The organism is Bacteroides parvus, assembly GCF_017309675.2.
In the GTDB taxonomy this organism is placed as follows: Bacteria; Bacteroidota; Bacteroidia; order Bacteroidales; family Bacteroidaceae; genus Bacteroides; species Bacteroides uniformis.
Genome location: NZ_CP084680.1, coordinates 1 through 13,140 on the forward strand (window position 1 = coordinate 1; position 13,140 = coordinate 13,140).

The window sequence follows — 13,140 nt, forward strand, 5'->3', positions numbered from 1 at the left end:
ATGAGTGAAATAGATCATGTCGGGCTGTGGAACCGCTGTCTTGAAATCATCAGAGACAATGTTCCGGAGCAGACATACAAAACATGGTTTCTTCCCATCATACCTTTAAAATATGAAGACAAAACGCTGGTCGTACAAGTGCCCAGCCAGTTCTTCTATGAGTTTTTGGAGGACAAATTTGTTGATTTGTTGCGCAAGACTCTCTATAAGGTCATTGGTGAGGGAACTAAATTGATGTATAACGTAATGGTAGACAAGAGTTCGCGGAAAACCGTCGACCTGGAGTCTACACAACGTACCATCATACCGCAAAAACAAGTGATGGACAAAAGGATCCCACAGATTCCCGTCCCCGAACTTGACCCGCACCTTAATCCAGAATACAACTTTGAAACCTTCATCGAAGGCTACAGCAACAAGCTGTCGCGCAGCGTTGCAGAAGCTGTCGCTCTCAATCCGGCTAAAACAATCTTCAATCCGCTGTTCCTATACGGAGCATCAGGTGTAGGCAAAACCCATCTTGCCAATGCTATCGGAACCAAAATCAAGGAACTATACCCGGAGAAAAGGGTATTGTATGTATCTGCACACCTATTCCAAGTGCAATACACCGATTCCGTACGTAACAATACGACTAACGACTTCATCAACTTCTACCAGACCATTGATGTTCTAATCATTGATGATATTCAGGAATTTGCCGGCGTAACCAAAACGCAGAATACATTCTTCCATATCTTCAACCATCTGCATCAAAACGGCAAGCAGCTTATCCTTACCTCCGACCGTGCACCGGTATTGCTACAAGGCATGGAAGAGCGTCTGATCACACGTTTTAAATGGGGAATGGTAGCTGAGCTGGAGAAACCTACCGTAGAGCTCCGCAAGAACATTCTGCGCAACAAAATACACCGTGACGGCCTGCAGTTCCCCCAAGAAGTGATTGACTATATTGCAGAAAACGTGGGCGACAGTGTACGTGACCTGGAGGGCATCGTCATTTCCATTATGGCACATTCCACCATATACAATAAAGAAATAGACCTGGAACTGACGCAACGTATCGTACGCAAGGTGGTGAACAGTGAAAGCAAAGCAGTAACTGTCGATGAAATCATCAACACCGTATGCAAGCATTTCGGATTGGAAACAGCCACCATCCACACAAAATCCAGAAAGCGGGAAGTGGTGCAAGCACGACAAATAGCCATGTATTTAGCCAAAAACTATACAGAGTTCTCTACTGCAAAAATTGGTGCGCTAATTGGACATAAAGACCATGCCACTGTATTGCATGCATGCAAAACCATCAAAGAGCTGAAAGAGGTAGACAAATCATTCCGTGCGGAAATCGACGAGATTCAAGCCGCACTGAAAAAAGGATAAGAATAAAGGATTAGGGATTAAGGATAAAGGATTAAATGCAGCTAAGTATGCATTAGCTTAACCCCTTATCCCTAATCTTCCCTAATCCTTAATTTTCAAAATCCCTGCTTTTTCATTATCTTCCAAAGATTCTCCGACATTGTCTCACTGTCTTTCTTCGTATAACGCACATCTGTAAAAACCTGCGCCAGCGTTTCCTTATTGTTCTCCAAGATGAACTGCTTGTTCTCAGGAAGCGATTCTTTATAGGCATACAACCGGTCAATGTCCTGAGGAGTATAATCATGATAAAACTCTTCGTGTACAATGGCCTCCAGCGGTAAACGGTCCACTTGTTCCGGCTGTTCGGCAGGCCATCCCACTGTGACTGTCGTGATGGGAAACACCAATTCCGGTAACTTCAACGCTTCGACAATCATCTGAGGGTTGTAAGTGGTAGTTCCCAGATAGCAAATGCCCAACCCCTTCTTCTCGGCAGCCACGCAAAAAGTCTGTGCCACCAGCAAGGTATCGACAGCCCCCGTCACAAACCACTCAAAGTTGTTGTATCCCGGCTCAGCCTTACGTTGCTCACACCACTTGCTGAAACGGCACAAATCTATGCAGAAAGTAAGCACTACCGGCGCCGTCTGAACCATCGGCTGATTGAAATGTGCAGGCGCCAGTTTGGCTTTACGCTCTGCATCACGCGTCACAATCACACTATAAACCTGCATGTTTCCGACTGTAGAAGCCCGGAAAGAGGTTTCAAGCAAATCATTTAACAAATCAGCAGAAATATCCTTCTGCTGGTATTTTCGGATTGTTCTCCTTTGTTTCAAGCTTTCCATTCTTTCTTTTTTTGCAAAGATAATGTAATCCACGAAAAATTCATTCAAGAGTTCACACTTTTTTCATCATCATATATCCGGAATAAAATACATCTTTTCAACAAGAAATGAACAATTATTATCTTTACGAGCAGATAAAAGTAACCTTATGTTCGACTAAACCGAGAACCTTTCAGCCCAACAAGTTGTTAATAAATTCCATTTTGGAAAACTTATTCGTTTACTCAAAGCATTAAAACATTATAAACCAACAAATTAACACCAATCAACAGAAAACTATCCACCGGTTAATAAAAATATTCATTTTAATTTTGCCAAATTGAAAAACATTCATAGCTTTGCAAATGCGTTTGTTAACAAGTAAGTACAACTTCTACAATTTTACTTATTTGTAACTAATCCTAAGAGATACAACACTGTGGAAAAGAAAAATTATTCTTATGACGAAGCCTACGGAGAATCTTTAAAATACTTCCAAGGCGACGAGTTGGCTGCCAGAGTTTGGGTAAACAAATATGCAGTCAAAGATTCTTTCGGAAATATTTACGAAAAGTCTCCGGAAGACATGCATTGGCGAATAGCCAATGAGATAGCCCGCATTGAGGCCAAGTACCCCAATCCATTAAGTTCAGAGGAACTTTTCGGCTTACTCGACCACTTCAAGTACATTGTTCCGCAAGGAAGCCCGATGACCGGAATCGGGAACAACTATCAGGTAGCCTCTCTGTCCAACTGCTTTGTTATCGGTGTGGACGGCGAAGCGGATTCTTATGGTGCCATCTTCAAGATAGACGAAGAACAAGTACAGCTGATGAAACGCCGTGGCGGCGTGGGACACGACTTATCCCATATCCGTCCGAAAGGTTCACCGGTAAAGAACTCGGCACTGACCTCCACTGGCTTGGTCCCCTTCATGGAACGCTATTCAAACTCTACACGCGAAGTGGCTCAAGATGGACGCCGCGGCGCACTGATGCTCAGCGTATCCATCAAACACCCCGACTCGGAAGCCTTCATCGATGCCAAGATGACTGAGGGCAAAGTGACCGGAGCCAACGTTTCCGTAAAACTGACCGACGACTTCATGCAGGCCGCCATCGAAGGCAAACCATATACACAGCAATATCCGATTGACGCCACAGAGCCGGCATTTCAAAAAGACATTGACGCATCCGCATTATGGAAAAAGATTGTGCACAATGCATGGAAATCGGCAGAACCCGGTGTATTGTTCTGGGATACCATATTAAAGGAATCCGTGCCCGACTGCTATGCAGACCTGGGCTACCGTACCGTATCCACCAATCCATGCGGCGAAATTCCACTGTGCCCGTACGACTCCTGCCGTCTGCTCGCCATCAACCTTTACTCATACGTGGTCAATCCGTTCAAGCCGGACGCCTACTTTGACTTTGAGCTATTCAAGAAGCATGTAGCTTTGGCCCAACGCATCATGGACGACATCATCGACCTTGAGCTGGAAAAGATAGAACGCATCATGAGCAAGATAGATGCCGACCCCGAAAGTGAAGACGTGAAACATACAGAACGCGTTTTGTGGCAGAAGATTTACAAGAAAAGCGCCCAAGGCCGCCGTACCGGTGTAGGCATCACGGCAGAAGGCGACATGCTTGCCGCCCTGGGATTGCGTTATGGTACTGAAGAAGCAACCGAGTTTTCGGAGAAAGTACACAAGACGGTGGCACTCAACGCCTATCGCTCATCCATAGAAATGGCCAAAGAACGCGGCGCATTCGAGGTATACGATACAGAACGCGAAAAGAACAATCCGTTCATCAACCGCCTGCGCGAAGCCGACCCGGAAATGTACGAGGAGATGAAGAAGTACGGACGCCGCAACATTGCCTGTCTGACCATCGCCCCGACCGGAACCACCAGCCTGATGACCCAAACCACCTCCGGTATCGAGCCCGTATTCCTGCCCGTGTACAAGCGCCGCCGCAAAGTGAATCCCAACGATACGAACGTCCATGTGGACTTCATCGACGAAACCGGGGATGCCTTTGAAGAATATATCGTGTTCCACCCCAAGTTCGTGACTTGGATGGAAGCACAAGGATACAACCCCGCCAAACGCTACACGCAGGAAGAAGTGGATGCCCTGGTAGAGAAATCACCTTATTATAAAGCAACCTCCAACGACGTGGACTGGCTGATGAAAGTCAAGATGCAGGGACGTATCCAAAAATGGGTGGATCACTCTATCAGCGTAACCATCAACCTGCCGAATAACGTAGACGAAGACCTCGTGAACCGTCTGTATGTAGAAGCATGGAAATCCGGCTGCAAGGGCTGTACGGTTTACCGCGACGGTTCGCGTTCCGGTGTACTCATCTCTACCAAGAGCGACAAAAAGTCTGAGCTTCCCCCGTGCAAACCGCCTACGGTCGTTGAAACACGTCCCAGAATATTGGATGCAGACGTTGTCCGCTTCCAGAACAACAAGGAGAAATGGGTGGCATTCGTCGGCTTGCTGGACAATCATCCCTACGAGATATTCACCGGTGTGCTGGACGATGACGAAGGCATCATCCTGCCGAAGAATGTGGTGTCGGGCCACATCATCAAGAATGTGGATGAGCACGGAAACAAGCGTTACGACTTCCAGTTCGAGAACAAGCGCGGATACAAAGTTACCATCGAGGGTCTGTCCGAGAAGTTCAACAAAGAGTATTGGAACTATGCCAAGCTGATTTCCGGTGTATTGCGCTATCGCATGCCTATCGAGCAGGTCATCAAGCTGGTAGGTTCACTGCAACTGGACAGCGAAAACATCAACACCTGGAAGAACGGTGTGGAACGCGCCCTGAAGAAATACATTCAGGACGGCACGGAAGCCAAAGGCAAGAAATGCCCCAACTGCGGCAACGAAACACTGGTTTACCAAGAAGGTTGCCTCATCTGCAAGACGTGCGGAGCTTCCCGCTGTGGATAATCCCACGGCAAGCACAAACGTTTGCATAGGAATTTAAATGACTTAGATAACGGTAGCTGCATGATTATGAGGAATAATTTCTATACTTGCATAATCATTGCAGCTATTGCTATTTCTAAATCTAATATAATATGACACTAATATTCAATATCGAGTATCGCACCAGCTGGGGTGAAGAAGTCAGAGTCCTGGGTTCCATCCCGGAACTTGGCAACAACCAGCCCGACAAAGCCACACCCCTGCACACTGTAGACGGCATTCACTGGACCGCGGAAGTGGATATCCAGATTCCCGGCAATGGAAGCGTCGAATACAGTTACCACATCTATCAAGATGGCAGAACCATACGGACAGAGTGGAACAGCCTGCCACGCATCCTGCACGTTGCAGACAATCCGAAGAAAGTTTACCGCATAGAAGATTGTTGGAAGAATCTGCCCGAGCAGCAGTATTTTTATACATCCGCTTTCACAGAATCCCTGCTGGCGCATCGCGAACGCAGTGCCGCCCCGAAAAGCTACAAAAAGGGGTTGCTGATAAAGGCGTACGCCCCCTGCATAGACAATGACCACTGCCTGGCACTTTGCGGAAACCAGAAGGCGCTGGGTGACTGGAACCCGGACAAAGCTGCCCTTATGAGCGACATCGACTTCCCCGAATGGCAGGTAGAAGTGGATGCCGGTAAAATCAGCTTCCCGCTGGAGTATAAATTCGTCCTTTACAACAAGAAAGAGCGCCGTGCCGTGGCCTGGGAGAACAATCCCAACCGCTATATGGCCGACCCGCAGATAGCCGCCAACGAAACGCTGGCTGTCGGCGACCGTTATGTATACTTCAATCTTCCCGCATGGAAAGGTTCCGGAGTAGCCGTACCCGTATTCTCCCTACGCTCCGAGAAAAGCTTCGGTGTAGGCGATTTCGGCGACTTGAAGCGCATGATTGACTGGGCAGTTGCCACCAATCAGAAGGCGGTGCAGATTCTGCCCATCAACGACACTACCATGACGCATACCTGGACAGACTCCTACCCTTACAGTAGCATCTCCATCTATGCCTTCCATCCCATGTACGCCGACCTGAAGCAGTTGGGCAGCTTGAAGGACAAGAAGGTGATGGCCGAATTCAACAAACGCCAGAAGGAACTGAATGCCCTGCCCACCGTGGACTACGAAGCTGTGAACAAGACAAAGTGGGAATACTTCCACCTCATCTTCAAGCAGGAAGGGGAAAAGGTGCTGGCATCGGATGCTTTCCGTAATTTCTACGAAGCCAACAAGGAATGGTTGCAGCCATATGCCGTCTTCAGCTACCTGCGTGATGCCTACAAGACCCCGAATTTCCACGAGTGGCCCAAGTATGCCACCTACGATGCCAAGGAGATAGAGATATTGTGCCGGCCGGACTCTGCCGACTATCCGCATATCGCCATCTACTACTACATCCAGTTCAATCTGCACCTGCAACTGCTTGCCGCCACCGAACATGCGCGCGCCAACGGTGTAGTGCTGAAAGGCGACATCCCCATCGGCATCAGCCGCAACAGTGTGGAAGCCTGGAAGGAACCCCACTACTTCAACTTGAACGGCCAAGCCGGCGCACCGCCCGATGACTTTTCCGTAAACGGGCAAAACTGGGGCTTTCCCACCTACAACTGGGATGTCATGGAGAAAGATGGCTATGCCTGGTGGATGAAGCGTTTCCACAAAATGGCGGAATACTTCGATGCCTACCGCATAGACCACATCCTCGGCTTCTTCCGCATTTGGGAGATACCGATGCACGCCGTACACGGGCTGTTGGGACAATTCGTCCCTGCCCTGCCCATGACGCGTGAGGAGATAGAAAGCTACGGGCTGGCATTCCGCGAAGACTTCTTCCTGAAGCCCTATATCCATGAGTACTTCCTCGGACAAATCTTCGGCCCGCATACAGACTATGTGAAACAGACCTTCATAGAGCCGACAGACACGTGGGAGGTTTACCGCATGCGTCCCGAGTTCGACACCCAGCGCAAGGTGGAAGCCTACTTTGTCGGAAAAACGGACGATGACAGCATCTGGATTCGTGACGGGCTTTACGCCCTTATCAGCGATGTGCTGTTCGTGCCCGACCGCAACAATCCGCACGAATACCATCCGCGCATCGGCGTGCAGCACGACTACATCTACCGCGCACTGAACGATTGGGAGAAGGCTGCCTTCAACCGGCTGTATGACCAGTACTACTATCATCGCCACAACGACTTCTGGGGACAGCAAGCCATGAAGAAACTGCCGCAACTGACACAGTCCACGCGCATGCTGGTATGCGGTGAGGACTTAGGCATGATTCCCGATTGCGTGGCATGGGTGATGAACGACCTGCGTATCCTTTCCCTGGAGATACAACGTATGCCGAAAGATCCGAAACAAGAATTCGGCCACACAGACTGGTATCCGTACCGTTCGGTCTGCACCATCTCCACGCACGACATGTCTACCCTGCGCGGCTGGTGGGAAGAAGACTTACAACAGACGCAGCGTTACTACAACACCATGCTCGGACACTACGGTGCCGCACCGGCAACGGCCACGCCGGAGCTCTGCGAAGAAGTGGTTCGCAATCACCTCCATAGCAACTCCATCCTCTGCATCCTCTCCCTGCAAGACTGGATGTCCATGGACGGCAAATGGCGCAACCCGAACGTGCAGGAAGAACGCATCAATATTCCTGCCAACCCGCGGCACTACTGGCGCTGGCGCATGCACCTGACACTGGAACAACTGATGAAGGCAGAAAGCCTGAACGAGAAAATAAGGAGCATGATAGAAAGCACCGGAAGATAAGAAAGGATTCTTAGCAAAGTATTATTTTAGGCACGGATTACATGGACAATCACGGATAATATTGAAAGCAACCGTGATAACCCGCATAATTCCGTGCCTAAAATAGTTCGATAAGTTTATTCCGACCCTCACATAATTGTATTCTATAAAAAACAATTTCGCGCTATTTTTATATTTTACAGAATACAATCCGCAACCTGAATCGTAATAACCGGATACTGATTTGCCCGTACCACAAAATATCAGTAAGTTTGCAGAAAACAATCTACAAGTAATGACCAGTTATATTTTCCTTGACACGCTTCGCTTCTTCGCCCATCACGGCGTGGGCGAACAAGAAACCGTGGTAGGCAATGAGTTTACCGTCAGCCTGCGCCTGCAAGTTGATATCCGGCGTGCGGCAGAAACGGACGACGTAGCCGACACCGTGAGCTATGCCGATGTACATACAGCTGTGAAGGCAGAGATGGACATTCCTTCCAAACTATTGGAACATGTATGCGGGCGAATTATAAACCGATTGTTCCACGACTTCCCGCAGATAGAAGAGATAACCCTCAAGCTGGCAAAGCGCAATCCACCGATGGGCGCGGATATAGAGGCTGCAGGAGTGGAGATATGCCAACGCCGCGGAGAATGACAGATTGCCGAATCACCCCATTCACTATTGATACACAGACACTTCCCACTGCAAAGACACTGCATGCTTTTTGCAGTGGCGCTGCAAACGGTTTGCAGTAACACTGCACATATATTTGCAGTAGTACTGCAATAGCTTTGCAGTGACGCTGCAACAGATATGCAGTAGCACTGCAAAATGTATACAGAAGTTCTGCAGTGAGCATGCAGCAACTTTTCTGCCGTAGAATACGACCATTGATACCAATATTCCGTACCTTTGCCCCATCATCAACAAAAAGTCAATGAGAAACGCTATACAACGACTGGCATTACTCCCCATCGTCGCTCTCTTCCTGCTACCGGCCGCTTGCTATCAAATACAGCTCCGAGTTTCATTGGAGAAATGCCCTCTACCTGCCCACCCCTTACGACTTTACAAACCCATACAACTATGCAGACTTCAGAAGGAATGAACTATTGAAAATAAACCTCACAGAGTTCCGCTTCCCCTACCAATACCTCAACGACATAGAATGGGCAGATTCACCAACACCATTATTGTGCAACTCTATGACTTCAAACGGCAAGGGTGGGCTATCGCACCAGTGTGGGCTGTCCATGAACGAAGGGTAGCGATAGATTAAGAATGCCCAGTAGAACCGAGTTTCATCCTTATTTTTGCCGTTTCCGCTTCTTTGCCGATTCCACCGCTTCGGCCACCACCGGCTTATTTGCAAACCGCTTGGTGTAGTTGCTGTAATCGGGAACAGTGCGTTCATACGTCGGGTCGACAAACAACGGGCTGGAAATGATATGGTCTGCCGTACTGCGGTTGCAGCAGAACACGATGTTCTCCACACCGGCAAGGCGGGTCAACGCCTTCACATCCGTATCGTGCGGCTGAAGGGTCATCGGGTCGGTGAAAAAGAAAAGATAGTCAATCTCTCCGTCCACAATGCGCGAGCCCATCTGCTGGTCACCGCCCAAAGGACCGGATTTAAGGATAGTGAAATCCCACTCCACATCAGGATGTTTCTCCCGGAGGGCTTCGAGGATAAGGGTACCCGTGGTGCCCGTACAATAGAATTTATGCCCCATCAGCAATTCCGAGTTCCACAGTACCCACTCGATGAGGTCTTTCTTCATGGCGTCGTGTGCCACTAATCCGATTTTTCTAACTAGTTTTTCCATAATTCAAAACCTTTAATAGATTGAACAATTATAAAAGGCAACAGTTCCTACAATTGGGAAAAGAATTTCTTTCCATGCAGATAAAACTGCGCCAATATACTGTTTTTTGTCCGTTCCGGTATTACGGCAAGCGTAGTTTTTTTCAGATTCTCTTTGCGGGACGCTGCTAATGAAGTGCGGAGGGAGTGGTAGGCACGGCGCGCACGGAATACGGCCAAAGCATTGGGTAACTGGCCTTTCAGCATGAAACTGAACGCAGCCACATAATCGAGCACCGCACGTACACGCATCACGGACGCCAAGTCCTCCTGCGGCAGATTCTTATAAAGCATGACAAGGTTATTACGAAAATTGAGGAAGGTCTTGCGCGGATTCTCCTTCTTCAAAGTGGCCCCTCCCACATGAAATACCACACTCTGCGGTATACATGCCAACTGTCTGCCACGGGCACGAAGCCGCCAACATAAATCTATCTCCTCCATGTGGGCAAAAAAACGTCCGTCCAGCCCACCCGCTTCCCGGTAGTCTGCCAGACGGATGAACAGAGCCGCCCCCGTAGCCCAGAAAATGGGTATCACCGTGTCGTATTGCCCCTTGTCCTCTTCTACCACGCCCATGATACGGCCGCGGCAGAAGGGATAGCCATAGCGGTCGATGAAACCTCCCGCAGCTCCGGCATACTCAAACTGCCCCTTGTTACGCCAACTGCGTATCTTCGGCTGGCAAGCGGCCGTCTCCGGATAGGCATCCATATACTCTGCCAACGGGACAAGCCAGTGCTCGGTGACCTCTACATCGGAATTGAGCAGCACTACATATTCTGCCTCCACTTGCTTCAATGCTAGATTGTATCCGTCGGCAAAACCGTGGTTCTCTTCCAGCAGAATCAAGTGCACAGAAGGAAACTCGCGACGGAGCATTGCCACGGAGGCATCCGTAGAGCCATTGTCCGCCACATACACCACAGCACCATCCGCCTCCGAAAAACGCACAACAGAGGGAAGGAAGGAACGGAGCATATCACATCCGTTCCAATTCAATATGACAACAGCAATCTTATCCATGTTGCACAGATTCTTTTCGTTTATTTTTCCAGCGTTTATGAGACCAGAACCAATAAGCCGGTTCGCGCCGGATGGTCTGCTCCAGACGACGGGCAAAGCACTCGGTTATCTCGCCATCCGCCGTCTGCTTGGGAGTTTCGGTAACCAAATCGAAGAGCACTTTGCAATATCCCCTGGATGTCCGTTCCAATTCACAATAAAAGACGGGGAAGTCCATCAGCTTGGCAATGCGCTCGGCGCCATCCATGAACACGGTGTCCTGATTCAAGAAAGTGGTCCAATAATGGGCCTCGCTGCGGTTGGGCGACTGGTCTGTAATCAGGCCGATGGCTATCCGCCTGCCTTCACGGCGAAGCTTTATCACTTCGCGTGCCGTGGAATGTTTCGCCACATTGTATCCTCCGAACCGGGCGCGGATATGCTTAAACATCTCGTCCAGATACTTATTGCTTAGCGGTTTGTACACCTGCACCGGGATGTCGCCCGGATGCATGATGGCCCCCATGCCTATAATCCACTCAAAATTGGCATAATGGGGAATCAACAGTACAATGCCTCCATGCTTCTCTATCATGGCAAGGTATTCTTCCTTATTATCATACTTCATCCGGCGGCAGAGCTCCTCGAAAGACATGCGCAGCATCTTCACCTCTTCCAGCATATAGTCGCAGATATAATGGTAGAACTTGCGCTCTATCTCCATCAATTCGGTTTCCGACTTCTCCGGAAAGGAATTGCGAAGGTTGCGGCGAACGACTTTCTTCCGATAATGCACGACGTGGCGCATCAGGAAGTACAGCCCGTCGGACAACACATAAAGCGCCCGGAAAGGCAGAAGTGCCACAAGCCACATGCCCGCATAAGTCAGCCAATAGACAATTTTTGATTTCACTTCGTCAGTTATGAGTTATAAGTTATGAGTTATTTGTTGCAAAGGCGGCATTCCTCATTCTATTGCTCCCAAGAGTGCAGTGCCGTCGGCATTGAAATCGCCCAGGCGCACAGACACGAGCTGGTTGTCCAAGGCAGCATCATGAGGGACTTCCACACGGATATAATTGGGAGTGAAGCCGTGCATCGGCAGTCCGGGTTTGGGACGTTCCAGCAACACCGGCATCGTCTGCCCGATATGGCGCGCATAAAAAGCACGGGTCTTTTCGTCCGAAAGCTCCAGCAATTGCTGGCTCCTGCGGTGCTTTTCTTCGGGTGCCACCACGTGGTCTATCTTCAAGGCCTGCGTGCCGGGACGCTCCGAATAGCTGAAGACATGGAGCTGCGTCACGTCCAGGCTCTTGATAAACTCATAAGCCTGCCCGAAATACTCCTCCGTCTCTCCACGGGTACCCACAATCACGTCTACCCCTATAAAGGAATCGGGCATCACTTCCTTTATCTTCTTTATCTTCGAGGCAAACAAGGCGGTATCGTAACGGCGTCGCATCAGCTTCAGCACCTCGTCACTGCCCGACTGCAGCGGTATATGGAAATGAGGCATGAAACGCCGGGAACGGGACACGTATTCTATGATTTCATCTGTCAGCAGATTCGGCTCGATGGAGGATATGCGGTAACGCTCAATGCCTTCCACCTCGTCCAGCGCCTTCACCAAATCGAAGAAAGTCTCACCGGTAGACTTGCCGAAGTCTCCGATATTGACACCGGTCAATACAATTTCCTTTCCACCTTCGGCAGCCGCCTGGCTGGCCTGCTCCACCATAGAAGCAATGCTGCCGTTACGGCTACGTCCGCGGGCAAAGGGAATGGTGCAATAGGAACAATAATAATCGCAGCCGTCCTGCACTTTCAGGAAGAAACGGGTCCGGTCGCCACGCGAACAAGACGGGGCAAACGAACGTATATCCTTCAAAGCGGAAGTGTAGGCCTCGCCGGTCTCGTGCTTCTGCAGATTGCCCAAGTAGTGAAGCAAGTCCTTCTTCTGCTCGGCTCCCAGCACGACGTCCACACCTTCTATCTTTGCCACCGTCTCCGGTTTCAGCTGGGCATAGCAACCGGTCACCACGACAAATGCACCCGGATGTTGCTTCACCAGTTTGTGGATGGCCTGGCGGCACTTCTTGTCCGCCACTTCCGTCACCGAGCAGGTATTCACTACACAAATATCCGCTTTCTCACCCTTGCGCGCCGTACGTACGCCCGCTTCCCGCAAAATTTTACCGATAGTAGAGGTCTCCGAGAAGTTCAGTTTGCACCCCAACGTATAGTAAACCGCCGTCTTATCTTGAAATATATTGGTATCTATCATGAGC

General features: G+C 49.5%; 9 protein-coding genes. 4 read left to right on the forward strand and 5 right to left on the reverse strand.

Going from position 1 to position 13,140, the window contains the following annotated elements; genetic code table 11:
- Positions 1-1,386: a chromosomal replication initiator protein DnaA gene (dnaA, locus tag JXR92_RS00005; RefSeq protein ID WP_117599991.1), complete on the forward strand. Its 1,386-nt coding sequence runs from the start codon at positions 1-3 to the stop codon at positions 1,384-1,386.
- A gap of 95 nt (positions 1,387-1,481) precedes the next feature.
- On the opposite strand, the gene JXR92_RS00010 is transcribed toward dnaA, so the two are convergent.
- Entirely contained in the window at positions 1,482-2,216 is a 735-nt protein-coding gene (locus tag JXR92_RS00010) for an NADPH-dependent oxidoreductase (RefSeq protein ID WP_131225402.1), read from the reverse strand.
- 418 nt (positions 2,217-2,634) lie between these two features.
- Here JXR92_RS00010 and JXR92_RS00015 point away from each other — a divergent pair, with 418 nt between their 5' ends.
- The 3 genes from JXR92_RS00015 (at position 2,635) to folB (ending at position 8,637) form a co-directional block, all read left to right on the forward strand.
- The gene (locus JXR92_RS00015; protein WP_131225403.1) at positions 2,635-5,172 is read left to right on the forward strand and encodes an adenosylcobalamin-dependent ribonucleoside-diphosphate reductase; all 2,538 of its coding nucleotides are present in this window, start codon (positions 2,635-2,637) and stop codon (positions 5,170-5,172) included.
- Between the two features lie 131 nt (positions 5,173-5,303).
- Positions 5,304-7,997, forward strand: coding sequence for a 4-alpha-glucanotransferase (locus JXR92_RS00020; RefSeq protein ID WP_138344971.1), 2,694 nt, complete (start codon positions 5,304-5,306; stop codon positions 7,995-7,997).
- 274 nt (positions 7,998-8,271) lie between these two features.
- Complete coding sequence (gene folB, locus JXR92_RS00025) at positions 8,272-8,637, forward strand: dihydroneopterin aldolase (RefSeq protein ID WP_005830212.1); 366 nt, start codon at positions 8,272-8,274, stop codon at positions 8,635-8,637.
- Between the two features lie 653 nt (positions 8,638-9,290).
- Here folB and JXR92_RS00030 read toward each other — a convergent pair.
- From JXR92_RS00030 to mtaB, 4 genes are read right to left on the reverse strand one after another with little or no spacing between them, the layout of a single operon-like run.
- Entirely contained in the window at positions 9,291-9,809 is a 519-nt protein-coding gene (locus tag JXR92_RS00030) for a methylglyoxal synthase (RefSeq protein WP_005830204.1), read from the reverse strand.
- Positions 9,810-9,856: 47 nt separating this feature from the next.
- A complete protein-coding gene (locus tag JXR92_RS00035) occupies positions 9,857-10,873 on the reverse strand; it encodes a glycosyltransferase family 2 protein (RefSeq protein ID WP_005830203.1) in 1,017 nt (338 codons plus the stop codon).
- Entirely contained in the window at positions 10,866-11,765 is a 900-nt protein-coding gene (locus JXR92_RS00040; RefSeq protein WP_016273035.1) for a lysophospholipid acyltransferase family protein, read from the reverse strand. The genes JXR92_RS00035 and JXR92_RS00040 overlap by 8 nt, the downstream gene beginning before the upstream one ends.
- A 54-nt stretch (positions 11,766-11,819) precedes the next feature.
- Positions 11,820-13,136, reverse strand: a complete 1,317-nt coding sequence (gene mtaB / locus JXR92_RS00045) for a tRNA (N(6)-L-threonylcarbamoyladenosine(37)-C(2))-methylthiotransferase MtaB (RefSeq protein ID WP_044469108.1) — start codon at positions 13,134-13,136, stop codon at positions 11,820-11,822.
- Positions 13,137-13,140 lie beyond the last annotated feature (4 nt).

Bases quoted from the DNA above. Each gene is read 5' to 3' on its own strand.
- dnaA (WP_117599991.1), top strand. From the start codon at position 1: ATGAGTGAAATAGATCATGTCGGGCTGTGGAACCGCTGTCTTGAAATC.
- JXR92_RS00010 (WP_131225402.1), bottom strand. From the start codon at position 2,216: ATGGAAAGCTTGAAACAAAGGAGAACAATCCGAAAATACCAGCAGAAG.
- JXR92_RS00020 (WP_138344971.1), top strand. From the start codon at position 5,304: ATGACACTAATATTCAATATCGAGTATCGCACCAGCTGGGGTGAAGAA.
- folB (WP_005830212.1), top strand. From the start codon at position 8,272: ATGACCAGTTATATTTTCCTTGACACGCTTCGCTTCTTCGCCCATCAC.
- JXR92_RS00030 (WP_005830204.1), bottom strand. From the start codon at position 9,809: ATGGAAAAACTAGTTAGAAAAATCGGATTAGTGGCACACGACGCCATG.
- JXR92_RS00035 (WP_005830203.1), bottom strand. From the start codon at position 10,873: ATGGATAAGATTGCTGTTGTCATATTGAATTGGAACGGATGTGATATG.
- mtaB (WP_044469108.1), bottom strand. From the start codon at position 13,136: ATGATAGATACCAATATATTTCAAGATAAGACGGCGGTTTACTATACG.